Raw genomic sequence first — 24292 nt, 5'->3', positions numbered from 1 at the left:
CACTCCGTGCAGCTTACTCCACCTCTTCCGGCTCCATACTCAGCTTATGTTCCACTTCAGCACCGATGTCGTATTTCTGTCTGTATTCCTTGAAATAAGTATAATACTCCAGGCTGTCTGTAGGATAAATTTTAGAGTTATGAATATGGATATCAGAAGTATCTTCACCACTCTTCATCAGTGCAGTCATTGCACTTGCACAATGGGATGCGATACGTCCAAAGCTGTTCAGGATGTCGTTAAATACGGTTCCTTCTTCCAGTCCACATTTGCCCTGGCTGAGACGTTCTACATGGCGCATTTTCAACTCATCGCAAAGTCTGGTGATCACCACGCCAAGAGGTGCAACACGCTGTGCTGCTTCTTTATCGTCGTTCATAAACGCATTACAGGTCACATTGATATCCTCGCGGACAGCATCCATAACCACATTCAGCTCATCCCATGCAGTCTGGGAAAAAGTGGTATGATTATCATGCATTTCATTTGACATATGTGCAATATAGGAAGCATGATCTCCGATTCGCTCAAAGTCATTGATGGTATGCAGATAGAGGGACGCCTGACGGGTCTGGGCAGTATTCATCTCACGCTTAGTCAGCTGGATCAGATATTCACCAAGACGGCTCTCATACTTATCGATCAGATCTTCTTTTCGCTGAACTTTATCGTATTTATCCTGCTGATACTCATTCAGAAGATTCATTGCTCTGTTTACATTTTTGCGAAGCTTCTTCGCCATACCATTCATGGCACGGTGGCACTGTCCCATGGCAAGTGCCGGATAGTTAAGAAGACGCTCCTCAAGAAGATCGAAATCAGCCTCGTCTTCCAGCTCCTCTGCACTATCCTTGACCAGATAGCAGACAAGCTGCTCAATCTTAGGAATAAATGGGAAAAGTACAACTACTGTAGCCACACGGAATATGGTATTCAAAAATGCGATAGAAACAGGACTCATGATCATATCCATAAATCCAAAATGAATAAACGCATTCAGTGTATAGAATATGATGGACCACAGAATCAGACCAAACAGGTCATTCAACAGGTAGACAAGTGCCGTTCTCTTACCATTCTTATTGGCACCTACTGCCGAGATCAGTACCGGACATGCAGCACCTACACCAATACCTAATACAATCGGAAATGCACTGGCGAAGGTAAGGATTCCGGTTACGGAAAGTGCCTGCAGCACACCGACTGTAGCAGATGCACTCTGAAGGACTGCAGTAAATGCAATACCTACCAGAATACCTGCGATCGGATTGGAAAACATTGTCAGCATATCGATGAATACCGGGCTCTCACGCAAAGGTGAAACAGCTCCACTCATCATCTGCATTCCATTCATCAGAATAGCAAATCCCAGCATGATATTTCCGATATTTCTGTGTACGGATCTCTTACAGACCATACGAAGCACAATACCGATCACAGCAACTACTGCTGAAATAGTAGCTGTAGAAAGAATACTTGCAACTCCACCAGAGCCCTGAATATAGGACAGACACAAAATCCATCCTGTAATACTGGTTCCGATATTTGCACCCATGATAATACCAATTGCCTGTTTCAGCTTCATCATACCAGAGTTAACAAAACCAATTACCATAACGGTAGTGGCAGATGATGACTGAATCACACTGGTGACACCTGTTCCCAGTGCTACTCCTTTCAGCGGGGTATTGGTCATTTTGTAAAGGAATGCTTCCAGCTTATTGCCGGCAACGGATTTCAGACCGTCTCCCATGAGAGACATTCCAAATAAGAAAAACGATACACCGCAAAGCAAAGATAAAACCATTGAAAAAATAGCCATGTTTTACTCCTCTGTCGTCGTTTGCTCCTGGCAGAAGCTGCCGGAGACGACCTTTCTTCTCAAGTATTTTTACTCTTTATTAACGTGGATTTTTCTCAATTTTTACATATCCTTAACTATTATGCCATATTCATAAGCTGATTACAATATTTGTTTAATCTCAAATCGTAGTTTTTTGAGCTTGGAAATTCCTTTTTTCTGTAGAATCTGACTAAGTTTTCCCTGTGTTTTTTTCGCTAAAAAAAGGACTGTCCCATAAGTGGTACACGTTTTTTATCAGAGATCTTCATTTCTCTATAGAGAATTTATTTTACAGGTAAGCTCAAATGACATTTTTCATCATATTTATCACACTGATATTCTATAGAATAACCTACACCATCAGTAAAACTAACTGCACAAATTCCAGTCTTCATCTTTATTTTTTGTCCATTTAACAAAGTCACTGATGTCCAATCATAAGATTTATCTGTGCTCCAATCGACCTTAACTTTAGGATTGTATTCGCCAGTGGTAATATAATCTGCCTGTATTTCTGCATAATAGGATCTCAGATTTGCCCAATCCGTCGCCACTTTTGCTTTATGTAGTTGTGAACTAAAAATCGGTATCGAGATTGCTACTAACGCACTAATAATGGCAACAACAATTAAAAGCTCAGCAAGTGTAAAACCTCTATTTTTTCTCATTGAAAAGTGCACCTTCTTCTCTTTCATTTTGCGCCACTATTATATTTTATAAGCAGAAGTTTGTCAATAATTTAATCATTTAAACATTTATTTGATTTTTACTGTTTTTTATTTAAAAAACACAATAAAACCATTCAAGTATCACTTTTTCAATTTAAGATGTTTTCAATCCTCAAAAGTGATAGTAAAAAGTGATAATCGGCAAATTAAAAAACGCCCCTAACCACAACTCAATCAGTAATTAATACCAATTTTCGTCGTGTTTAGAGGCGTCTCATCATTTCTCTGCTTGGACACACTAGCTAAAATTTAGCTATTTTTTATTATTTATTGTAGTTTACGATGTCGCCGAACTCAGCTTTGAGAGATGCGCCACCAACAAGACCACCGTCGATATCTGCCTGAGCAAATAATTCCGGAGCAGTCTTAGCATTTACAGATCCGCCATACTGGATACGGATTGCTGCTGCAGTCGCCTCATCATAGATCTCAGCGATGCAAGCACGGATTCCCTGGCAAACTTCCTGAGCCTGCTCAGTTGTAGCTGTTTTACCAGTTCCGATAGCCCAGATTGGCTCGTATGCGATAACAGCTGTTTTAGCCTGATCAGCTGTAACATTCTGGAAGCCAACCTTAACCTGCTGACGGATGAAGTCCATAGTTACGCCCTGCTCTCTCTGAGCAAGAGTCTCACCACAGCACATGATCGGAGTGATGCCATGCTCAAATGCTTTGAGCATTTTCTTGTTTACAGTCTCGCTTGTCTCAGCGAAGTATTCTCTTCTCTCAGAATGTCCGAGAACTACATATTTAACGCCAGCGTCTGTAAGCATGTTCGGGGAAATCTCGCCTGTGTAAGCACCTTTCTCCTCGAAATACATGTTCTCAGCACCTACCTGGATGTTGGAGCCTTTTGCAGCCTCAACTACAGGAAGAATGTCGATAGCCGGTACGCAGAATACTACGTCAACGTCTTCGTTTGCTACTAATGGTTTTAAGGTTTCTACTAATTTAACTGCCTCACTTGGAGTCATGTTCATTTTCCAGTTTCCGGCAATGATTTTCTTTCTAGACATTATAATAATCTCCTTTATTTATCGTTAGCTGCTGCTACACCCGGAAGCTCTTTTCCTTCCAGGAATTCAAGAGAAGCTCCACCACCTGTAGAGATGTGTGTCATCTTGTCGCCATAGCCAAGGATGTTAACTGCTGCTGCGGAATCACCACCACCGATGATTGTTGTAGCATCTGTATCAGCAAGAGCCTTAGCAACAGCTTCTGTACCATGAGCAAAGTTCGGCATCTCGAAGCAGCCCATCGGTCCATTCCAAACAACTGTCTTAGCATCTTTTACAGCGTCAGCGAAAAGTTTCTCTGTCTCTGGTCCGATGTCCATTCCTTCCCATCCGTCCGGAATGCATCCACGTTTTACAACCTGGATATTGCAGTCGTTAGAGAAAGCATCACCGATTCTGTTATCTACAGGAAGAAGAAGCTTAACGCCTTTATCTTCTGCTTTCTTCATCATGTCTAATGCATACTGAAGATAATCATCCTCGCAAAGAGAGGTTCCGATATGTCCGCCAAGTGCTTTGGAGAATGTGTAGGACATTCCACCACCGATGATCAGAGTATCTACTTTGTCAAGAAGGTTGTTGATAACAGAGATCTTGCTGGAAACCTTAGCACCGCCAAGGATAGCTACGAATGGTCTCTCCGGATTGTTTACAGCGTTTCCAAGGAAGTCGATCTCTTTCTGCATCAGATAGCCAACAACAGCTGTATCTACATATTTGGTAACACCAACGTTAGAGCAGTGTGCTCTGTGAGCGGTACCAAATGCGTCGTTTACAAATACGTCGCAAAGAGAAGCAAGTTCTTTGCTGAACTCATCACCGTTCTTAGTCTCTTCTGCACGGTAACGTGTATTCTCAAGAAGAATAACATCTCCGTCTTTCATCTCTGCTACTGCAGCTTTTGCGTTTGGTCCTACAACCTCTGGATCAGCAGCAAATTTAACTTCCTGTCCAAGAAGCTCTGTGAGACGTTTTGCAACAGGTGCAAGAGATAACTCAGGCTTCGGCTCTCCCTTCGGTTTGCCAAGGTGGGAGCAAAGGATAACCTTTCCACCATCTGCGATCAGCTTCTTGATTGTTGGAAGAGCTGCTACCAGACGGTTCTCATCTGTAATTTTGCCGTCCTGCAGAGGTACATTGAAGTCACATCTTACGAGGACTTTTTTGCCTTTTACGTTGATGTCATCAACAGATTTTTTATTCAGCATCTTGTTATGCCTCCTTATAAATTTTAAAATTTATACAGACAAAAGGGCCCGGTCCTATTCAGACCGGACCCTTCTCTGAGTCTTATTCATATGCGTCATGGCTGTATCTTATTGTAAAACAGCCTGTCCGCATCCGAACCCTACTCTGCTATCAATTAAGCGTTAAGCAGTTTGCCAAAGTGTTTGATTGTACGAACCATCTGGCTTGTGTAGGAGTTCTCATTGTCATACCAGGAAACTACCTGAACCTCTGTTGTGCCATTCTCAAGTGGAAGAACCATTGTCTGAGTAGCATCGAACAGAGAACCATATCTCATACCAACGATATCGCTGGAAACGATCTCATCTTCGTTGTATCCGAAGGATTCGTTAGAAGCTGCTTTCATAGCTGCGTTGATCTGCTCTTTTGTTACATTTCCTTCAACAACTGCTGTAAGGATTGTAGTAGAACCTGTTGGGGTTGGAACACGCTGTGCGGAACCGATCAGTTTGCCGTTCAGTTCTGGGATAACAAGACCGATTGCTTTAGCAGCACCTGTGCTGTTCGGAACGATGTTAACTGCAGCTGCACGGGATCTTCTCAGATCGCCTTTTCTCTGCGGTCCGTCAAGTGTCATCTGATCGCCTGTGTAAGCGTGGATTGTGCACATGATACCGGATTTGATTGCAGCAAGGTCATTAAGAGCTTTAGCCATTGGAGCTAAGCAGTTTGTTGTACAGGAAGCTGCGGAAATGATGTGATCCTCTTTTGTAAGAGTCTCATGGTTTACATTGTAAACGATTGTCTTAAGGTCGTTTCCAGCCGGAGCGGAAATGATAACGTGTTTAGCACCTGCATCGATATGAGCCTGAGCTTTGTCTTTGGATGTATAGAATCCAGTACACTCAAGAACTACGTCTACACCGATTTCTCCCCATGGAAGCTCAGCAGCGTTAGCTTTTGCATAAATTTTGATTTCTTTTCCGTCAACTGTGATGGAATCCTCGCCAGCTTTAACTGTATCTGCAAGAGCGTATCTTCCCTGAGTTGAGTCATATTTTAATAAGTGAGCGAGCATTTTAGGAGATGTTAAGTCGTTGATAGCAACGATCTCAAATCCTTCTGCGCCGAACATCTGACGGAATGCAAGACGTCCAATACGTCCAAAACCATTAATTGCAACTTTTACTGCCATGATAAATTCCTCCTATGAATTAAATGGTAAAAATTATAGTTACTGTTCAGAGCCAACCTCCAAAATGCTTCGCATTTCGTCGGTATGGCGTATCCGCCAAATGGAATTTTATGCAAAAGTGTTCGTCCACGCAAGCGTGACTCGCACTTTTGCATAAAATTCCGCTTGGCTCTGAACAGTAACAAATTATGTGAGTGCTTCAATCTTTGTGAAAGAAACATCAACCTATAGCGTATTGTACCTAATTCTGAACAAAAATTCAACCCCATTTTCAAAAAAATAGCAGGCAAATTGCCACAAATATCCTCTGATATGGTATACTTCTCTTAAATAGGATAGCTAAGTCCATTTTATGACACTCAGTCATTGTTTCAATGGCGTTTTCAGTCACCACCCTCACAAGGAGATAACACTATGAATACCCACACAGCCACCCCCACTATTTTATGGGACTGCCACATGCATTCTCAATTTTCCGCAGATTCTCACACTCCAACCGAGGACATGATCCGTCAGGCGGCCACCCTTGGTCTTAAGGGAATCTGCTTCACCGAACACCTTGATCCGGATTATCCCCCCACACCGGATAACCTGGAATTTTCCTTGGATCTTCCTGCTTATTACCAGAAGCTTATGGAGCGCAAAGAAACCTACAGGAATCAGATTGAAATACATTTTGGTATCGAGATCGGGCTTCAGCTTCATCTTGGAGAATATTTTCACGATCTTTTGGGAAAATATCCTTTTGACTTCGTAATCGGTTCCTCTCACCTGGTTCATGGCGCCGATCCTTACTATCCGGAATTTTTCCAGAACCGTTCCGAACAGCGGGCCTATATGGAATACTTTGAATCCATTCTGGAAAATCTGTCTGCTTTTGACGAGATGGATACCTACGGGCATCTGGATTACATTGTCCGCTATGGTCCTGATCAGAACCGCTTCTATTCTTATGGAAGATACCAGGATATTCTGGACGAGATTTTAAAGAAGCTTATCGAAAAAAATGTAGGGCTTGAAGTCAACACAGGCGGTTACCATTATGGTCTTGGCGAGCCTAACCCCTGTACTGCCATCATTCGACGGTATAAACAGCTGGGTGGGGAAATTATTACCATTGGTGCAGATGCACATACCCCGGATAAAATCGGGTATGCATTTGACAGAGCGGCACAAGTGCTCACAGAATGTGGATTTGAATATTATACCGTTTTTAAAGAACGGAAACCGGAATTTATTAAGCTATAAGGAAACTACGCACACCTGATTCATAGAAAATATCCCCAGATCAGGTGCATATAGATTACAGATATAATTTTTCATGTATGAAAAAAGGAAGGCATTTTCTCGCCTTCCTTTTCTCATATTTATCAATCCAAGTGTAAAAACTTTATTCTTCAAGTCCAATCGCTTTTCCCTTGGGCATCATAAAATTCAATTAACCTGTATTATTTCTGCACCTTCTCCAGAAATAACGATACAATTCCCTTTTTTTCCCGCTCATGTGCTTTATCATACATAGACCTGCACCATTCTGTGATCACTTCGATCACCACTGGTGAGAATGTCATCAGGATAAATACCAGAATGATCATTCCGAATTCCAGCGAACCAAGTGACAGCAGATTCTGTACGCATACCGCTGCAAAGAAGAAAATAAACTGCATACCATAAATGATGATCTTACGATACCTGCTAAGCGGCGCATATACGGTTTTTAAGGCTGCCATATAGTTCCAGCCGGTTACCAGAAAACAGGCCGTGCTAAGCATTGCATTACTGTGATAAACATTCTGGCATACCAGCATGATGGTAAATACGCACCCCGTAATGGTTACTGCAGCTGGAAACGCGTTCATAAATACATAACGCAGGAAACCGCTTTCGATCTTGTTGAAATTATTTTCCTGGGCAAGAAGGAAAGTTGGGATTCCTACTGCACAGGCACTGATCAGGGACATCTGAATCGGCTCAAATGGATAGCTGTCTCCCCAGAAAATGGTGATCAGGCAGAGAAGGGCAGAGAAAATTGTCTTGATCAGGAACATGGAAGCAGCGGTACGAATATTGTTGACTACACGACGGCCCTGGTTCACAATTTCCGGCATAGCTGCAAAGTTGGAATCCATGAGAACTACATTTGCAATATTCTTTGCAGCATCACTTCCCTCTGCCATAACCACGCTGCAGTCTGCCTCTTTCAGGGCAAGAACATCGTTTACACCGTCACCGGTCATGGCTACGGTATGCTTCTGTTTCTGAAGGGCGAGAACCATTTCCTTCTTCTGCTGCGGTGTCACACGGCCAAATACAGAGCATTCCGCTACCGCGCGCTCCATATCCTCAGGTGTGGTAATGGTAGTCGCATCAATGTATTTATCTGCGTTTTCAAGCCCGGCTCTCTTTGCAATTGCAGAAACTGTCACCGGATCATCACCGGAGATCACTTTCAGGTCAACACCCTGGCTGCGGAAAAATTCCAGTGTCTCAGGAGCATTGTCACGGATGATATCTGTAAGCATAAACAGGGCAACCGGTTCCAGGTTTTCTGGCAGTTCATTTTCCTGATTGAGGTTTGGACTATGTGCTAGCGCAAGAACACGAAGCCCTTCTTTTCCATAGACTGCACACTGTCTGAGCAGATCTTCATTTCCTTCCGGGAAAAGGAACTGTGCAGCTCCCATCAGATAAGTACCCTCTTCCTTAAATGCAACACCGCTGTATTTGCGATCAGAGGAAAATGGGATACAATGATCCACCAGCATGTCAGTACGTCTGGAAAAACGCTTGTGAATGGCATCGGCAGTAGCATTTTTGTCTTTGAGAACAGACATCATATTGGCCATGACGCGCTCGATTTCGTTCATGGTCATTTGCGGCTTACCCAGACTTACCACAATGTCTGTATCATTTTCCACAGGATTCCCGTCTGCTATATTTTGTTCTGCTGTATATTGATCTAATGCGTATTTCTCTGTCTGTACATCCGTTTTCTCAGCCACACTATCAGCCTGATTTTCACCCTGTTTTCGTATCTCAGGCTCCGCTCCCTCTACATAGGGCACTACCTGCTCCACGCACATGGTTCCGGCTGTAATAGTTCCGGTCTTATCCAGGCAAAGGGTATCCACTCTGGCCAGAGTTTCAATACAATACAACTCCTGCACCAAAGTATTTTTTCTGGTGAGCGCAAGTGCTCCCAGGGTCAGTGCCACACTGGTAAGAAGAACCAGTCCCTCCGGGATCATTCCAAGAACTGCTGCCACCATATTTACCACAGCATCCCGTATTCCGTTACCTGCAATATAATACTGCTTGTAAAATAACAGCATTCCCATAGGAACAATGATCACACTGATGGTCTTCAAAATCGCATTCAGGGAATTGCGGAGTTCTGAGTTATGGCGCTTAAATTCCTTCGCCTCGCTGGTAATCTGGGATGCATAATTATCCTTTCCAACATGAATAACCTGGCAGCATGCCTCACCAGATGTAACAAAACTTCCTGAAAACAGCTCATCCCCCTCATTTTTCTGAAGATTATCAGATTCTCCGGTAAGAAGGGATTCGTTAACCTCAATGCTGCCTTCCAGTACCTTGGCATCTGCTGGTACCTGGTCTCCTGTTTTCAGAAAAAGAATATCATCCAGTACAAGCTTCTCAGTGGAAATGGTCCATTTCTTACCTTCCCTTAGCACTACTGCCTTACTCTCTGTCAGAATTGCCAGCTTGTCCAGTGTTTTCTTCGCACGGACCTCCTGTATGATTCCAATTATAGTATTGATCACAATGATTCCCATAAACATGGAGTTTTTATAGGAACCCACCAATAACACCATGGCCATAAGAGCCAGGTTCAGAAAGTTGAAAAATGTAAGCACATTTTCTTTTACAATCTGCTTGTAGCTCCTTGTGTTGGGATTCTCATTGGCATTGACTTTTCCCTCTTCAATTCTTTGTTGTACCTGTTCGTTCGTCAGTCCTGTCATCGTTACTTCCTTCATTCTTGTGTTTTCCTTCGAAAATTCTGGCAGAAATATTCTGTCAGAAATATTTCCTTATTACCGGATATGTTTATGAAACATGTTCCGGATATTTTAATGTAATGGGAAATTCCAACGAAATATCCATTACATTAAAAATCAGGGCAGATGATAACATCCGCCCTGATAAACTCTCTTTACGGTCTGCCTCATCTTTACCACTTATTTATCTGTAACGAAATAAATCTGCTTAAGGATTCGGTTTCCTGTAAAAAATATTCTATTTATATGCGATGACAAAATCACAAATTAATACTCTTCTGCCTCGTCCTCTTCACCCTCATGGATGTCAGACTTCGGTTTCTTCAGACCTTCGATCTCGATATGATGCTTCTGTGCATAATCCCACAGTGCAGCATGTACAGCCTCTTCTGCAAGAAGAGAACAATGTACCTTCACTGGCGGAAGTCCGTCAAGTGCTTCCATAACTGCCTTGTTGGTGAGCTTCATAGCCTCTTCGATTGTCTTGCCTTTTACCATCTCAGTAGCCATACTGCTGGTTGCTACTGCAGCGCCACAACCGAAGGTTTTGAATTTGCAGTCTTTGATAATATGTGTCTCGTCATCGATATCCAGGAAAATTCTCATGATATCGCCGCATTTGGCGTTTCCTACTGTACCGACACCGCTTGCATTCTCTATTTCTCCAACATTACGTGGATGCTGGAAATGATCCATTACTTTCTCACTATACATCTTTTTTTCCTCCTGGCAAGTGTTTTAATCAATTTTTCTGTTTTTTTATAAAATCTTCATATAATGGAGACATTGATCTTAAGTATGCCACGATTTCTTTCAGCTTATCTACTACGAAATCAGCATCTTCCATGGTGGTCTCCTCACTTAAGGTCATACGCAGGGAACCATGCGCAATCTCATGAGGAAGTCCGATTGCCAGAAGCACATGGGATGGATCCAGTGAACCTGATGTGCAGGCAGAACCACTGGATGCACAAACACCATAGTTATCGAGCATAAGCAGCATGGACTCTCCTTCGATGAACTGGAAGCTTACGTTTACGTTATTCGGAAGACGTTTGGTACGGTCACCGTTTAATTTCACATAAGGAATCTCTTTCAGAATTCTGTCAATGAAATGGTCTCTTACCTGAATCTCCTTATCGGTACGCTCTTTCATGGTGCGGACCGCACGCTCTGCTGCCACACCGTAGCCTACGATTCCCGGAACATTCTCTGTACCAGCACGGCGCTTTCTCTCCTGGGCTCCGCCGTGTACGAAAGAACGGATCTTAACACCCTTACGGATGTAAAGGAAACCGATTCCTTTCGGTCCATTCAGCTTATGTCCACTGGAGCTGAGCATGTCAATGCCTAACTCATCTACATTGATCGGCACCTGTCCAAAAGCCTGTACTGCATCTGTATGGAAAAGGATTCCGTGCTCTTTCGCGATTGCACCGATTTCCTTGATTGGCTGGATGGATCCGATCTCATTGTTAGCAAACATAACGGAGATCAGGATGGTCTCTGGTGTAATAGCCTTCTCGAGCTCATCAAGCTTCACAATACCATTCTCATCCACATCAAGGTATGTGATCTTCGCCCCACGCTCTTTCTCCAGATACTCGCAGGTGTGAAGGATCGCATGATGCTCAATCTTGGTAGTGATAATGTGGTTTCCTTTGGATTTATATGCTTCAAAAGTGGCCTTCAGTGCCCAGTTATCAGACTCTGAACCGCCAGCTGTGAAATAGATTTCTTCCTTCTTCGCACCAAGTGCGTCTGCGATCTGACCTCTTGCCTTGCTGACACCTTCTTTACTCTTGGATGCGAAATCATAAATGCTGGATGGATTTCCATACATTTCAGTAAAATAGGGAAGCATTGCTTCGACTACTTCCGGAGCGGTCTTTGTGGTAGCCGCATTATCCAGATATATCATTTTTCCCATTTTTCTTCCTCCTGGTTTATTGGTATCAATTCGATATGAAAGACTCCTGGAAAAGGGATTTTTCATCTATCTCCTTAGGTACTTTTCTATTTCCTAGTATTTCACTTGGATTTCTAGTTCACTTTACCAGATAATAACAGTTCTGTCAAGGTACATTTATAGCATAGACTAACTAAAAAGACAGATAAGATTACGACCCAAAGCGAGAATCCGTAATCTTACAGGAGATTTCCTATGTCCGACAGACTTTTTTTCAAAGGAACCCTGATTCTCACATTCACTGGTCTTGCCAGCCGCCTTATGGGTTTCTTCTATAGAATATTCCTATCTCACACCATTGGTGCACAGGGAGTCGGGGTTTTCCAGCTCACCCTTCCAGTTCACACGATCGTGCTGGCAGCCTCCTGTATGGGCATCCAGGCTGCCATTTCCAGGCTTTGTGCTTCTTTTACTGCTCTTGGAAAAGAAAAGAAGGCCCGTGACAGTCTTCTTCTTGGAATTTTCCTCTCCATGGGACTTTCCGGATTTTTGTCCCTTCTGGTATATGTGAATGCAGACTTTACCGCTTCTGTTTTATTAAAAGAGCCCCGCACTGCCACCCTGCTTCGTATTCTCGCCTTTAGTTTTCCCCTCAGTGCCCTTCATTCATGCATAAACAGTTTCTATTATGCCCGGAAAAAGACGTGGATTCCGGCTTTTATACTGCTTCTCGAACAGACTTCCAGGATTGGGAGCACCTACGTGATCTATCTGGTTCTCATGTCACGCCAGCAAGAGATCACGCCCATGATTGCGGCAGGAGGTGCACTTTTTAGTGAGCTTGTGGCAGCTTCTGCCTGTCTTTTGGCACTTGCCCTGGATTTTTCCCGAGAAAATTATCATCCTGTTTCCCATTTTTTCCTACATCTCAAAAATAAAAAAGGACACCCTGCTTTGTCCATTCAGAAGCATTCCTATGTTTCTCTTGTAAAAGAGCTTTCCCGGATTGCAGTTCCCCATTCCGCCAACAAGCTGCTTCTCACCTCCCTCTCAGGTATTGAAATGGTCCTGATTCCACAGCGGCTTCTGCTATCTGGCATTTCCCAGGCAGATTCTCTTTCCATATACGGTATTTTCACTGGAATGGCACTGCCTCTGATTCTTTTTCCAGCGACCATTACCAACTCTGCTTCTGTCATGCTTATGCCTTCCGTGGCAGGCTTACAGGCACTTGGGCACGAAAAAAGAATCCGCTTTGTGATCCGGCGCACCTGCGAAAGCTGTTTTTTCTTTGGGGCTTTCTGCACTTTGTTTTTCTTTATTTTCGGAAAAAATCTGGGGATTTTTCTTTTTCATAATGATACAGCAGGAGTATACATAAAAACCCTCGCTTTTATCTGTCCCTTTCTTTATACAAACACAGCCCTGGAAAGTATCCTGAATGGACTTGGACGGCCTGATGCCTGTCTTCTTCACAATGTAGCTGGTGTGTGCATCCGCATCGGTTTTGTACTTTTTTCCATTCCACAGCTTGGAATACGAGGATACTTCTATGGAATGCTGGTTTCCCAGCTGATTCTCAGTGTGCTTCATTTCATTTATCTAATCCGGATGGAAATATCGGATTGATTTTCACGAAATTTGCCTATCGACATTTTTTCCATCATGGTCTATAATATTGAATCGAAAGCAAATTTTGCCGATAAAAGGAGAAAATACCATGGGATTTGAATTCATCAAAAAGCTTCCAACACCTGACGAGATCCGCAACCAATATCCCATTGATGCAAAGATCAAGGCACTGAAAGAGAAACGTGACCAGGAGATCCGTGACGTATTCACTGGAAAATCCGATAAATTTCTTGCAATCATCGGTCCCTGTTCTGCAGATAATGAAGACGCTGTATGCGACTATCTGCTGAGACTTCGCAAAGTTCAGGACAAGATCGCGGATAAAGTCTTAATCATTCCTAGAGTTTATACCAATAAACCACGTACTACCGGTGAGGGTTACAAAGGAATGGTTCACCAGCCAGACCCGGAGAAGAAGCCAAATATGCTTGCAGGTCTTATCGCAATCCGTAAAATGCACATCCGTGCCATCGAGGAGAGTGAATTTACCTGTGCAGACGAAATGCTTTATCCTGAGAACTGGCGTTACCTTTCCGACCTTCTTTCTTATGTCGCTGTAGGTGCACGTTCTGTTGAGGACCAGCAGCACCGTCTTACTGTCAGCGGTATGGATGTTCCAGCCGGAATGAAGAATCCGACCAGTGGTGACTACAGCGTTATGCTGAATTCTGTTGTCGCAGCCCAGGGCAGCCACACTTTCCTTTACAGAGGCTGGGAGGTTGAGACGACTGGTAATGAATTAACGCATACCATTCTTCGTGGTGCTGTCAACAAACATGGGGAAGCAATTCCGAACTACCATTATGAAGATCTTCGCCTTCTTTTTGAGAAGTATTCTGCAAAGAACCTGAAGAATATGGCTACCATCGTAGATACCAACCATTCTAATTCCAATAAGCAGTATGAACAGCAGATTCGTATTGCCAAAGAGGTGCTTCACAGCCGTCAGGTTGATTCTGACGTTCACGGACTGGTTAAGGGACTTATGATCGAGAGCTACATCGAACCAGGCAACCAGAAGATCGGACCGAACCATGTATATGGCAAATCCATTACTGACGCATGTCTTGGTTGGGATGAGTCCGAGAAGCTTCTTTATACTATTGCAGAAATGTGCTAAAAAATATTTGGGCATTTCCTGCGCTTGTTCATAAAAGTATAAAATGAATCTCCTGTATTTTGTTTGCAAAAATACGGGAGATTTTATTTTCTGCTTCATGTACCAGAATACACAAAACAAAAAAGACTGCCTGGCAAGAAACCAGACAGCCGACTATCCTTCAAAAGTTTTCTAATGTCTCGGATGTGCTTTCATATACACATCCCGCATTCTATTAATATTCATGCTTAAATATACCTGTGTAGTGGAAATATCGGAATGTCCCAGCATTTCCTGGACGCTCCGGATATCTGCGCCATTCTGCAGCATATGTACTGCAAAAGAATGTCTCAATGTATGAGGAGTAATGTCTCTGTGGATACCTGCTTCCTGGGCATAGCCTTTCAGCATTTTCCAGAAGCCCTGGCGGCTCATGGCTTTTCCTGAACAGTTCGTAAAAAGTGCCTGCTCCCTGTCATCTTTTACAAATGCCTTACGTCCCTCATTCAGATATAAAGTCAGTGCTTCTTTACTGACATTTCCAATGGGGATGATACGCTCTTTATTCTCCTGACATACCACATAGCCAAGCTGCAGATTCACATCTGTGGTCTCCAAATGGATCAGCTCACTTACCCGCATACCAGTGGCATACAAAAGCTCCAGCATTGCCTTATCACGGATTCCCTTAGGAGTCGTCAGATCAGGCTGCTTCAGAAGATTGTCCACCTCCTGGATGCTAAGAATCTCCGGAAGCTTCTTCTCCACCTTGGGGGATTTCAGATTATCTGTCGGATTCTCCTCAATTTTCCTGAGAGCAAACATGTGCTGAAAAAAGGCGCGCATAGAAGCAACACTTCTGGAAATAGTGGAAGACGCGAAATTCTCTTTTTCCATATAATCCATATATCCCATAAGATCGAATTCCCGGACCTCTGCCACGGAAGTAATCCCCTTCGTTTCCAGATATACCGCCATCTTATTCAGATCCCGCTGGTAGGAAACTTCTGTATTCTGGGATGTTTTCTTCGTATTATGTAAATAATCTATAAATTCGCGTATTTCCTGTTCCATCTTGTTTACTTCCTGTCTCTTTTGTTATAAGTTGGTAACTATTCAGCCATTTGACGGATACACCACATCGGCGAAATGCAAAGCATTCTGGAGTTTAATTCTGAACAGTTACATAAATTGTATCTATCACGATATATTTTGCGTACAGGCTACTCCCCCACAATAACTACTCTAAAAATGTATCTGTATTATACTGTGTAATTGACATAAAATCAAATCTTTTTTTCAGCCAGAAATCTTATAAATCAAGCCTTTTTCACTCTTTTTACAAAATAGAGACAGTTTTATGGTAACCAACACCATATCTTGTATTCTTCCAATCAATTTCTCTCAAAAATATTTTTTCAGGCAAGTTACAAAAAATTGGCGAAATCAAGGATTCTGCCTAAAATCCAGGGATTTACATACCATTCCAGAAATATCCCCATCCCATAAAGTACTGTATACAAAAGTACCCGCACAAGATAATTTCTTACCCTCTGCGGAAAAATCCCGTGATTCCGCCATATTCCCTTTGATTCCTGGTAAACCATCTGATAGATTGCATTCCAAAGAGGTAAATAAACCAGATATTGTGGCAGCAGTAGTCCGGCAGCAACCGCTCCTCCCAGCAGTCCAAACTGCAAAATAGACATAGCAAATACCATTCCCAGTTCCAGACCAATAAACAACATTGCCCCAACTGCTATAGGCACACCAAATACAGTAAACCCGCATATCAGGGAAAAAAAGAAAACTCCACCGCGCATCCCCAAAAGCTGAATGAAATATTCCCTTCCTCCCGCCACCGTTTTCCCATAAGCAGTCAAAAGATAGATTGCAGAAAATGCCTGCTGTTTCCATTCAAAACGATATACCAGATTTGGAATCACCAGCCCCGCAAGAAAACCGCACAGGAGTAAAGCCAGTCCTGGAAAAGGACTTTTTGTTTTAATACTAAGTAAATTTTCCATACATTCACCCTGTACATTGTACGCGTTGCCAGGATATTTTATGAATTCCAGATATTTTATAAATTCCAACAGAGTTTTCTATTACAAGAAAGAATCCTGCTTTGCAGGATTCTCCGCCTGCGGCGGGTCGCTATAAGCGACATCTACCTTTCCGCCGCTTCTGGATCCTGCCCGGCAGGGCTTTTTATGCTATAGGGAATTCCAACGGAATTTCCTATAGCACAAAAAAACCGCCCCTGCATTTCCCATATTTATGAAAAATGCAGAAGCGGCTTCTAATTTCTAATGTAAATTAACTCCGACTATTTGGCATAATCAACGGCTCTGCTCTCACGGATCACATTGACCTTGATCTGGCCTGGATACTCAAGCTCAGCCTCAATCTGCTTCGCAATATCTCTTGCGAGAAGTACCATCTCAGAATCGTTCACATGCTCAGGAACTACCATAACACGAATTTCTCTACCAGCCTGGATTGCGAAGGATTTCTCAACACCCTTGAACTGGTTTGTGATATCCTCAAGCTGTTTCAGCCTGTTGGTATAAGTCTCCAGAGTCTCTCTTCTGGCACCTGGCCGTGCTGCGGAAATTGCATCTGCTGCCTGTACGATACATGCAATAAGACTCTCTGGCTCCACATCGCCGTGATGGGCTGCTACCGCATTGATCACAAGCGGTGATTCCTTATATTTCTTACAAAGATTTACACCGATTTCAATATGGGATCCCTCAACTTCATGGTCAATAGATTTACCGATATCATGAAGCAGACCTGCACGTTTCGCCATGCGTACATCTACACCAATCTCACCAGCAAGCAGACCTGAAAGCTGTGCAACCTCAATGGAATGTTTCAATGCATTCTGTCCATAGCTTGAACGGAACTTCATACGTCCAAGAAGCTTCAAAAGTTCTGGATGAATGCCATGAACTCCAACGTCCATAGCTGCATTCTCACCATCCTCGCGGATCTGAGTCTCAACTTCTTTCTGTGCCTTTTCAACCATTTCTTCGATTCTGGCTGGATGGATACGTCCATCTACAATCAGTTTCTCAAGTGCTACTCTTGCCACTTCACGTCTGATAGGATCGAATGATGAAAGAACCACTGCTTCCGGAGTATCATCAATGATAAGGTCTACACCCGTCAAAGTCTCCATTGTACGGATATTACGGCCTTCACGTCCGATAATACGTCCCTTCATCTCATCACTTGGAAGCTGCACTACGGAAATAGTAGTCTCAGCAACATGGTCTACTGCACATTTCTGAATGGCATTTACCACATATTCCTTGGCTTTCTTTCCTGCTTCTTCCTTCGCCTGGCTCTCAAGCTCTTTGTAAAGTCTGGCAACATCAACTTTCACATCATCTTCCACAGATCTGAGCAATTCTTCTTTTGCCTGTTCGGAGGTCAGACCGGAAACACGTTCCAGTTCCTGTACTCCTTTCAGTTCGAGTTCATCTACTCTCTTTTCTTTCTTCTGTAATTCAGCAAATCTCGCTGTGCACTCTGCCTCGCGCTTTTCAACTGCTTCCGCTTTCTTATCGACGGTTTCTTCCTTCGCTAAGACACGCTTCTCATATTTCTGCAGTTCATTTCTACGTTCCTTGGTTTCTTTCTCCAGTTCATTTTTGGTACGGAGAGATTCTTCCTTTACTTCCAATAAAGTTTCACGTTTCTTTGTTTCGGCCGTTTTTAAGGCTTCATCAATGATGCCTCTGGCCTTTTCTTCAGCTGACCCAATCGTTTCTGCGTCTTTCTTAACCTTATTATCCACAGAAACTTTACTAGTAATAGGAACTGCAATCAGTAGAGTGGCTACTACAGCGACAACTGCAACAATAATTATTGTTGTCACAGGAGCACCTCCTCAATATTTAGTTTTCATTGTGCAATCACAACAATACAAGTTTATCTTTTTTTTATAATTATGTCAAGTTTTTCTACTCAAAAACACAATTTTAATTTCATCACGCTAGAGCGTGCCCCCAAAAAGCTTTCTGCAAGATGTGCGTCACAATTTGTGGGAGATTTTGTCCGATTGAGGGAGGCGTAGCGGGCTACGCTGACTGAAAGAGGGCAAAATATACCGCAAAGTGGGGCATGCAGATTGCAGGAATGATTTTTCAATCCCAAAATAAAAATTCAGAAATTGCGCTCACAAGTGATCTGCATTTCACCCAACACATGGGAAATATCCCCGTAGGAAAATCCCCTCCGTAGAAGAAATTCCTGGAGTCTTCGCATCCCTTTCTCATCTAATACAGTATCTGGCTGGCACTTCTTCTCTACTGTTGCACGAAGGACTGCCAGTTCATCCGGCTCCTCCACCTCAGCTGCTTCTTCCCAAGCCGCAAGGGCCGTCTCTCTGTCAATTCCCTTTCCAGCCAGTTCCTGAAGGATTTTCTGGCGGCTCTTAGAGCCCATACGAAAAGAAATGTAATTCATAGCATATCTATGATCATTCAGATACCCATAGGAACGCACATAGTTCATGGCGTCCTCAATAGCTTCCAAGGAAAAGCCCGCCTGACGCAACCGGTCAGACAGGCCTTTCTCTGTACGGTCCATATGTTCTAACAGAAGCATCGCCTTTCTTCTGGCATTCTTCTGCTCTTCAGGTGTAACCGCCATATTTTATTCCTCTTCAGCCGGAGTGTCTGTTACCGGTAATTCTTCTCCTGACTGCTCTGGTTTCACCGTTTTTTCCTTGGAAGATGTTTTCGCAGATTTCGTATCCTGCTGTTCTTCTTCCTCTCCTGGAAGGAGATGGTAATGAATTCGCACTTTACGCTCGATTTCATCACAGATATCCGGATGCTCCTTCAGGAATAACTTGGCATTCTCACGGCCCTGGCCAATCTTATTTCCCTCGTATGCATACCAGGCGCCACTCTTATTCACAATGGAATTCTCTGCTGCCAGATCAAGAATATCTCCCTCCTTGGAAATACCCGTACCAAACATAATATCAAACTCAGCCTGCTTAAATGGCGGAGCAACTTTATTCTTAACCACCTTGATCCTGGTATGGTTACCAACCATCTCGCCGCCCTGTTTCAGGGTCTCTACGCGACGTACATCAAGACGCACAGAGGAATAGAACTTAAGGGCACGTCCACCTGTAGTCGTCTCTGGATTACCAAACATAACACCAACCTTCTCACGAAGCTGGTTGATAAAGATCACAACACAGTTAGACTTACTGATAATGGCTGTCAGCTTACGAAGTGCCTGTGACATAAGACGTGCCTGCAGACCAACATGGCTGTCTCCCATATCACCATCAATCTCAGCCTTCGGAACCAGCGCTGCAACAGAGTCAACGATGATAATGTCAACAGCACCTGAACGTACCATGGTCTCTGCTATCTCAAGAGCCTGCTCCCCATTATCCGGCTGGGAAATATAAAGGTTATCAATATCTACACCGATATTCTTGGCATATACCGGATCCAGAGCATGCTCTGCATCAATAAAACCAGCGATTCCACCACGCTTCTGTACCTCAGCTACCATATGTAAAGCAACGGTAGTCTTACCACTGGATTCTGGTCCGTAGATCTCTACAATACGTCCCTTCGGCACACCGCCTACTCCAAGTGCAATGTCAAGGCTGAGGGAACCGGTAGGAACTGTCTCAACCTGCATATTGGCACTGGATTCTCCAAGCTTCATTACAGAGCCCTTACCATACTGCTTCTCAATCTGTCCAAGGGCTGCTTCCAGCGCCTTTTTCTTCTCTTCATTTATCATAATCTCAGATCTCCTTATTCTTCATAATCTGTACAATCCACAGGAAGTCCTGCAAACAGTTACATAAATTGGACTGTATCATTCTCTCACTTGTCTAAATGCGAACCTATGTTCGTTTCTTTCTGTTGTAATAGTATCTTAAATCTGCTTACTTGTCAAGCCCCTACTCACCATATAAATATTATTTTATCCAATGGAAGCTTCCCGGAATACGGGTGTGAAATTCTTATGTGGGCCGGAAAGGAACCTCCGGCAACCCGAAATGAATCATCTGTAAATTCTTCTCTTACTTTTCTGTCAGTAATTTTACTATATAGCAAAACATCCGAAATTACAAGGATTATTTACAATATCTGTAATTCCGGATGTTCTGGCATTGCTATACTTATCCCTGGCTCAGCACACTTCTTACATGCTCCACTTCTTCCCTTGTAGCCTGGGCTGCCGGCACATAGTATCCCCTGGCACGGGCAATCTGGTAAATTTCCTCCTGGGACATCTCACACTGGTTTCTCATCTGCTTTAACGTCTGCTTCAGCTGAGGATTCTCTGTCTGCGGGATCATTTCCCCATAACGTGTCAGTTCACCGTTAATTCCCGCAAGAGTATCTGCTACCATAACTTTCTCATTCATCCGGGCCACCTCCTACTGTAAATACTGCATCAGCTGGTTTTTGCTGTCTACAGCTGACTGTGCTGACTTCTGGAAAAACTGCTTCACCTGGGCATCTGTAGCCTGCTTCGCATATTCATCCATTTTACAGTGAGTGGTGTCAAATCCACCGATCAAATGGCGCAAATTCTGTAAATCCAGTTCTGAAATTTGGTTCATATAACCTGCCTCCTGTTTATCATTTTCCATTAACATATCCGTTTACGCAAAATACAGGAGAAATAAATTTCCCCTGTATCCTGAACCGGACACCTTACAAGAAGCAGTATGCCCGCATTTTTCTCTTATTATGTATTTAATTGCAATTACCCACAGGTAATACTTCGCTGTATAAAATCGCAGACTTTATTCTCCGATCAGCCAGTTATACATTTCTTCATACTGGCGCGCAGAATTGCCCCATGAGAAATCTTTCGCCATCGCGCGGTCTACCATCTTATTCCACTCACGCTTTTTATCATAGTAAATATGCTCTGCATAGCGGATCGTGGAAAGCATCTCATGCGCATTGTAATTGCTGAAAGAAAATCCGGTTCCAGTGCCTTCAAATTCATTGTAAGGCTCTACAGTATCCTTCAGACCGCCGGTCTCCCTGACGATCGGAAGTGTACCGTAACGAAGGCTCATCAGCTGGCTCAGGCCGCATGGCTCAAACAGGGACGGCATAAGGAACGCGTCAGAAGCTGCATAAATTCTGTGAGACATACTCTCGTCATAATAAATCTGTGCAGAAACTTTGCCATGATATTTCCAGTCAAAATGACGGAACATATTCTCATAGCGTTCATCCCCTGTACCAAGAGCTACGATCTGAACGGAATCCTGGCAAAGCTCATCCATGATATACGCGATCAGGTCAAATCCCTTCTGGTCTGTCAGACGGGAAACAATACCGATCATCATGGCCTTCGGATCCTGCTCAAGACCTAAATCCTTCTGAAGCTGAATCTTGTTCTTCACCTTCTCCTTACGGAAGGTAGTTGCATTATAACGGGCAGTCAGATTGTTGTCTGTCTCCGGATTGAAATCGTTATAGTCGATGCCATTTACAATTCCTCTCAGGCTGTTGGAACGTGCACGAAGCAATCCGTCAAGGCCCTCTCCGTAGAACGGTGTCTTAATCTCATCGGCATACGTATTACTTACAGTTGTAACTGCATCTGCAAAAACGATACCACCTTTCAGGAAGTTACCGTCCTTGTAGGCTTCCAGCTTATCCGGTGTAAAGTAATAGTCTGAAAGTCCGGTAAGCTCCTTGATCGTCTTCACATCGTACACTCCCTGGAATTTCAGGTTATGTATGGTCATGATCGTCTTGATTCCCCAGAAGAACTGATTCTGCTGGAAGCTGTCATGAAGATAAACAGGAACCAGTCCGGTCTGCCAGTCATGGCAATGGATAATGTCCGGACGGAAACCGATCACAGGAAGTACAGAAAGCACTGCCTTGGAGAAGAATGCAAATTTCTCCAGATCCCATGGTGCACTGTCATATGGCTTCGGACCACTGAAATAGTATTCATTATCAATAAAATAAAACTGGATGCCATCATACTCCATCTGAAGAACGCCTACATAGCAGTTCTTATATCCCAGACCCATATAGAAGTGTGTGACATATTCCATTTTATCCTTCCATTCCTGTTTCATGCAGGCATATTTCGGTAAAATCACGCGAATGTCAAAATAGCGTTTATCAAAGCATTTCGGCAGTGAACCAGCTACGTCGGCCAGACCTCCGGTCTTAATAAAAGGTACTGCTTCTGATGTTGCAAAAAGAATTCTTTTCATTCAAAAAACCCTCCTTAGTAATAGCGCATAGCTTCTTATAATTTCTATTATACCCTATATTTTTCCTATTGGAAAGAACGATTTTTATATTCCAGCCGGATTTTATCTGCGATCAGAGCAATAAATTCAGAATTTGTAGGTTTTCCCTTCCCATTACTTACTGTATAGCCAAATAGCTGGTCAATGGTATCCATTTTACCACGGCTCCATGCTACTTCGATTGCGTGACGGATAGCACGTTCCACACGGCTGGGTGTGGTCTGATGCCTTTTGGCTATGGTAGGATACAGGATTTTTGTAATGGAATTGAGCATTTCCATGTCATTTACAGATAAAATGATCGCATCCCGCAGATACTGATAACCTTTAATATGGGCCGGGACTCCGATCTCATGTATGATATCTGTCACATCTGTTTCCAGGTTTCCCGGATTATACGGGTTCTCTTCTTCCTTTGGACGCGGCCGGTTCATTTCCCGGGCCCGCCGCTCTCCTGCCCGGCGGATATGTTTGATCCGGTTCAGCAGCATTTTGTTGTCAAATGGTTTCAGCATAAAATAATCTGCTCCAAGATCAAACGCATCCTCTGTGATCCGCTCCTGTCCCACTGCAGATACTACAATAAAAGACGGCACTTTTTTCAGATTTTCATCATGGCTGAACCGCTCCATTACAGAAAGTCCATCCACTTTCGGCATAATAATATCCAGTACAACCACATCAGGCTGTTTTTCTTTTATGATGTTACAGATTTCTTCTCCATTATGTGCTTTTCCAACCAGCTTAAGTTCTTCATCCTGGTCGATCATCTTGCTCAGTATTTCCACCATTTTCTCATTATCGTCCGCAATTGCCACATTCAATTTTTCCATGAGGCTCTTCTCCTCCTACTATTTTGAATATATTTCCAGATATCTTCCTCGAGCCTGTTTGAAAAATCATTCCTGCAAGCTGCACGCCCCACTTTGCGGGAGATTTTGCCCTCTTTCAGTCGGCGTAGCCCGCTACGCCTCCCTCAATCGAACAAAATCTCCCACAAATTGTGATGCACATCTTGCAGAAAGCCTTTTTCAAACATGCTCTAGCGCATGTACAAAACAGCAGGGCCCTATTTGCTCTTGCACATTTTTCAGAAAAATTTTCCTTTGCTGTAACAACGTCTATTATAGTGGAACTCTCATGGGGAAATCAAGCTGAAAGTGCCGATTTTACTGGATTTTCGTTCGATTTGTTTCGAGTTTTTTTGCTTATTTTTACTACAAAAAAAACATATTTCCGATTGTTTTTTTCATAATAAGACAGCATTTTACACAGATTCTCTTTTTAAAACAGTTTTTCTTTTTTCGCGTTTTTGGATTGAAAGAAATGGCATCCATTCATAAAAATACAAGACTGAAATTATATTT

General features: G+C 43.2%; 20 protein-coding genes and 4 pseudogenes. 5 read left to right on the top strand and 19 right to left on the bottom strand.

Annotated elements, in window-relative coordinates; translation table 11 throughout:
* Window positions 1-13: 13 nt before the first annotated feature.
* The 5 genes from ACTQWB_RS06945 to gap form a co-directional block, all read right to left on the bottom strand.
* Complete coding sequence (locus tag ACTQWB_RS06945) at window positions 14-1822, bottom strand: Na/Pi cotransporter family protein (protein ID WP_441501237.1); 1809 nt, start codon at window positions 1820-1822, stop codon at window positions 14-16.
* 305 nt (window positions 1823-2127) lie between these two features.
* Window positions 2128-2538: a type IV pilin protein gene (locus tag ACTQWB_RS06940; RefSeq protein WP_441501236.1), complete on the bottom strand. Its 411-nt coding sequence runs from the start codon at window positions 2536-2538 to the stop codon at window positions 2128-2130.
* Between the two features lie 296 nt (window positions 2539-2834).
* Window positions 2835-3587 carry a triose-phosphate isomerase gene (tpiA, locus tag ACTQWB_RS06935; RefSeq protein WP_441501235.1) on the bottom strand — a complete coding sequence of 251 codons (753 nt, stop codon included), beginning with the start codon at window positions 3585-3587 and terminating at the stop codon, window positions 2835-2837.
* Between the two features lie 14 nt (window positions 3588-3601).
* Window positions 3602-4795, bottom strand: coding sequence for a phosphoglycerate kinase (locus ACTQWB_RS06930; protein ID WP_441501234.1), 1194 nt, complete (start codon window positions 4793-4795; stop codon window positions 3602-3604).
* 155 nt (window positions 4796-4950) lie between these two features.
* Window positions 4951-5970, bottom strand: a complete 1020-nt coding sequence (gap, locus tag ACTQWB_RS06925) for a type I glyceraldehyde-3-phosphate dehydrogenase (protein WP_441501233.1) — start codon at window positions 5968-5970, stop codon at window positions 4951-4953.
* 414 nt (window positions 5971-6384) lie between these two features.
* On the opposite strand from gap, the gene ACTQWB_RS06920 reads away from it, so the two are divergent.
* Window positions 6385-7218, top strand: a complete 834-nt coding sequence (locus ACTQWB_RS06920; protein WP_441501232.1) for a histidinol-phosphatase HisJ family protein — start codon at window positions 6385-6387, stop codon at window positions 7216-7218.
* 200 nt (window positions 7219-7418) lie between these two features.
* Here ACTQWB_RS06920 and ACTQWB_RS06915 read toward each other — a convergent pair whose 3' ends face one another.
* From ACTQWB_RS06915 to nifS, 3 genes are all read right to left on the bottom strand, one after another.
* Entirely contained in the window at window positions 7419-9974 is a 2556-nt protein-coding gene (locus ACTQWB_RS06915; RefSeq protein ID WP_441501231.1) for an HAD-IC family P-type ATPase, read from the bottom strand.
* Between the two features lie 288 nt (window positions 9975-10262).
* On the bottom strand, window positions 10263-10709 hold the full coding sequence (gene nifU, locus ACTQWB_RS06910; RefSeq protein WP_441501230.1) for a Fe-S cluster assembly scaffold protein NifU: 447 nt from the start codon (window positions 10707-10709) through the stop codon (window positions 10263-10265).
* Between the two features lie 28 nt (window positions 10710-10737).
* Window positions 10738-11925 carry a cysteine desulfurase NifS gene (gene nifS, locus ACTQWB_RS06905; RefSeq protein ID WP_441501229.1) on the bottom strand — a complete coding sequence of 396 codons (1188 nt, stop codon included), beginning with the start codon at window positions 11923-11925 and terminating at the stop codon, window positions 10738-10740.
* Between the two features lie 234 nt (window positions 11926-12159).
* On the opposite strand from nifS, the gene ACTQWB_RS06900 reads away from it, so the two are divergent.
* Both ACTQWB_RS06900 and ACTQWB_RS06895 read left to right on the top strand, forming a co-directional pair.
* Complete coding sequence (locus ACTQWB_RS06900; RefSeq protein ID WP_441501228.1) at window positions 12160-13533, top strand: MATE family efflux transporter; 1374 nt, start codon at window positions 12160-12162, stop codon at window positions 13531-13533.
* Between the two features lie 91 nt (window positions 13534-13624).
* On the top strand, window positions 13625-14656 hold the full coding sequence (locus tag ACTQWB_RS06895) for a 3-deoxy-7-phosphoheptulonate synthase (protein WP_441501227.1): 1032 nt from the start codon (window positions 13625-13627) through the stop codon (window positions 14654-14656).
* 171 nt (window positions 14657-14827) lie between these two features.
* Here ACTQWB_RS06895 and xerD read toward each other — a convergent pair whose 3' ends face one another.
* The 4 genes and pseudogenes from xerD to ACTQWB_RS06875 form a co-directional block, all read right to left on the bottom strand.
* The gene (gene xerD, locus ACTQWB_RS06890; protein WP_441501226.1) at window positions 14828-15709 is read right to left on the bottom strand and encodes a site-specific tyrosine recombinase XerD; all 882 of its coding nucleotides are present in this window, start codon (window positions 15707-15709) and stop codon (window positions 14828-14830) included.
* Between the two features lie 353 nt (window positions 15710-16062).
* Window positions 16063-16662: a stage II sporulation protein M gene (locus tag ACTQWB_RS06885; protein WP_441501225.1), complete on the bottom strand. Its 600-nt coding sequence runs from the start codon at window positions 16660-16662 to the stop codon at window positions 16063-16065.
* Window positions 16663-16964: 302 nt separating this feature from the next.
* Complete coding sequence (gene rny / locus ACTQWB_RS06880; RefSeq protein ID WP_441501349.1) at window positions 16965-18509, bottom strand: ribonuclease Y; 1545 nt, start codon at window positions 18507-18509, stop codon at window positions 16965-16967.
* 104 nt (window positions 18510-18613) lie between these two features.
* Window positions 18614-18736 (bottom strand): annotated as a pseudogene (locus tag ACTQWB_RS06875) (DUF6783 domain-containing protein); the annotation flags it as partial.
* Here ACTQWB_RS06875 and ACTQWB_RS06870 point away from each other — a divergent pair.
* Window positions 18686-18889, top strand: a pseudogene (locus ACTQWB_RS06870) (DUF6783 domain-containing protein). The pseudogenes ACTQWB_RS06875 and ACTQWB_RS06870 sit on opposite strands and share 51 nt — an antisense overlap.
* On the opposite strand, the gene ACTQWB_RS06865 reads toward ACTQWB_RS06870, so the two are convergent.
* The 7 genes and pseudogenes from ACTQWB_RS06865 to ACTQWB_RS06835 form a co-directional block, all read right to left on the bottom strand.
* Window positions 18812-19300, bottom strand: a complete 489-nt coding sequence (locus tag ACTQWB_RS06865) for a regulatory protein RecX (protein ID WP_441501224.1) — start codon at window positions 19298-19300, stop codon at window positions 18812-18814. The pseudogene ACTQWB_RS06870 and the gene ACTQWB_RS06865 sit on opposite strands and share 78 nt — an antisense overlap.
* A 3-nt stretch (window positions 19301-19303) precedes the next feature.
* Window positions 19304-20422, bottom strand: a complete 1119-nt coding sequence (gene recA, locus ACTQWB_RS06860; RefSeq protein ID WP_441501223.1) for a recombinase RecA — start codon at window positions 20420-20422, stop codon at window positions 19304-19306.
* 385 nt (window positions 20423-20807) lie between these two features.
* Window positions 20808-21056 carry a spore coat protein gene (locus ACTQWB_RS06855; RefSeq protein WP_226819117.1) on the bottom strand — a complete coding sequence of 83 codons (249 nt, stop codon included), beginning with the start codon at window positions 21054-21056 and terminating at the stop codon, window positions 20808-20810.
* Window positions 21057-21068: 12 nt separating this feature from the next.
* Window positions 21069-21254 carry a hypothetical protein gene (locus tag ACTQWB_RS06850; protein WP_441501222.1) on the bottom strand — a complete coding sequence of 62 codons (186 nt, stop codon included), beginning with the start codon at window positions 21252-21254 and terminating at the stop codon, window positions 21069-21071.
* 186 nt (window positions 21255-21440) lie between these two features.
* Window positions 21441-22886, bottom strand: coding sequence for a glycogen synthase GlgA (glgA, locus tag ACTQWB_RS06845; protein ID WP_441501221.1), 1446 nt, complete (start codon window positions 22884-22886; stop codon window positions 21441-21443).
* Between the two features lie 65 nt (window positions 22887-22951).
* A complete protein-coding gene (gene spo0A / locus ACTQWB_RS06840; RefSeq protein ID WP_441501220.1) occupies window positions 22952-23758 on the bottom strand; it encodes a sporulation transcription factor Spo0A in 807 nt (268 codons plus the stop codon).
* Window positions 23724-23939: pseudogene (locus ACTQWB_RS06835) on the bottom strand (DUF6783 domain-containing protein). Before ACTQWB_RS06835 ends, spo0A begins: the two are co-directional and overlap by 35 nt.
* Between ACTQWB_RS06835 and ACTQWB_RS06830 the strand changes: the two are divergent.
* Window positions 23877-24083 (top strand): annotated as a pseudogene (locus ACTQWB_RS06830) (DUF6783 domain-containing protein); the annotation flags it as partial. The pseudogenes ACTQWB_RS06835 and ACTQWB_RS06830 overlap by 63 nt on opposite strands.
* Window positions 24084-24292: the final 209 nt, after the last annotated feature.

Source organism: Blautia sp. HCP3S3_H10_2 (genome assembly GCF_052122375.1).
GTDB lineage: Bacteria > Bacillota > Clostridia > Lachnospirales > Lachnospiraceae > Blautia_A.
Note: the sequence above shows the minus strand (reverse complement) of the source record. Positions and strands in the feature narration are given on the sequence as shown.

Excerpts from the sequence above, each read along its gene's own strand:
- ACTQWB_RS06850 (WP_441501222.1), bottom strand. The coding sequence starts at position 21,254 with ATGAACCAAATTTCAGAACTGGATTTACAGAATTTGCGCCATTTGATC.
- ACTQWB_RS06930 (WP_441501234.1), bottom strand. The coding sequence starts at position 4,795 with ATGCTGAATAAAAAATCTGTTGATGACATCAACGTAAAAGGCAAAAAA.
- ACTQWB_RS06940 (WP_441501236.1), bottom strand. The coding sequence starts at position 2,538 with ATGAAAGAGAAGAAGGTGCACTTTTCAATGAGAAAAAATAGAGGTTTT.
- ACTQWB_RS06855 (WP_226819117.1), bottom strand. The coding sequence starts at position 21,056 with ATGAATGAGAAAGTTATGGTAGCAGATACTCTTGCGGGAATTAACGGT.
- ACTQWB_RS06915 (WP_441501231.1), bottom strand. The coding sequence starts at position 9,974 with ATGAAGGAAGTAACGATGACAGGACTGACGAACGAACAGGTACAACAA.
- ACTQWB_RS06900 (WP_441501228.1), top strand. The coding sequence starts at position 12,160 with ATGTCCGACAGACTTTTTTTCAAAGGAACCCTGATTCTCACATTCACT.
- xerD (WP_441501226.1), bottom strand. The coding sequence starts at position 15,709 with ATGGAACAGGAAATACGCGAATTTATAGATTATTTACATAATACGAAG.
- ACTQWB_RS06945 (WP_441501237.1), bottom strand. The coding sequence starts at position 1,822 with ATGGCTATTTTTTCAATGGTTTTATCTTTGCTTTGCGGTGTATCGTTT.
- glgA (WP_441501221.1), bottom strand. The coding sequence starts at position 22,886 with ATGAAAAGAATTCTTTTTGCAACATCAGAAGCAGTACCTTTTATTAAG.
- recA (WP_441501223.1), bottom strand. The coding sequence starts at position 20,422 with ATGATAAATGAAGAGAAGAAAAAGGCGCTGGAAGCAGCCCTTGGACAG.
- nifU (WP_441501230.1), bottom strand. The coding sequence starts at position 10,709 with ATGTATAGTGAGAAAGTAATGGATCATTTCCAGCATCCACGTAATGTT.
- ACTQWB_RS06920 (WP_441501232.1), top strand. The coding sequence starts at position 6,385 with ATGAATACCCACACAGCCACCCCCACTATTTTATGGGACTGCCACATG.
- tpiA (WP_441501235.1), bottom strand. The coding sequence starts at position 3,587 with ATGTCTAGAAAGAAAATCATTGCCGGAAACTGGAAAATGAACATGACT.
- nifS (WP_441501229.1), bottom strand. The coding sequence starts at position 11,925 with ATGGGAAAAATGATATATCTGGATAATGCGGCTACCACAAAGACCGCT.
- spo0A (WP_441501220.1), bottom strand. The coding sequence starts at position 23,758 with ATGGAAAAATTGAATGTGGCAATTGCGGACGATAATGAGAAAATGGTG.
- ACTQWB_RS06885 (WP_441501225.1), bottom strand. The coding sequence starts at position 16,662 with ATGGAAAATTTACTTAGTATTAAAACAAAAAGTCCTTTTCCAGGACTG.
- gap (WP_441501233.1), bottom strand. The coding sequence starts at position 5,970 with ATGGCAGTAAAAGTTGCAATTAATGGTTTTGGACGTATTGGACGTCTT.
- ACTQWB_RS06865 (WP_441501224.1), bottom strand. The coding sequence starts at position 19,300 with ATGGCGGTTACACCTGAAGAGCAGAAGAATGCCAGAAGAAAGGCGATG.
- ACTQWB_RS06895 (WP_441501227.1), top strand. The coding sequence starts at position 13,625 with ATGGGATTTGAATTCATCAAAAAGCTTCCAACACCTGACGAGATCCGC.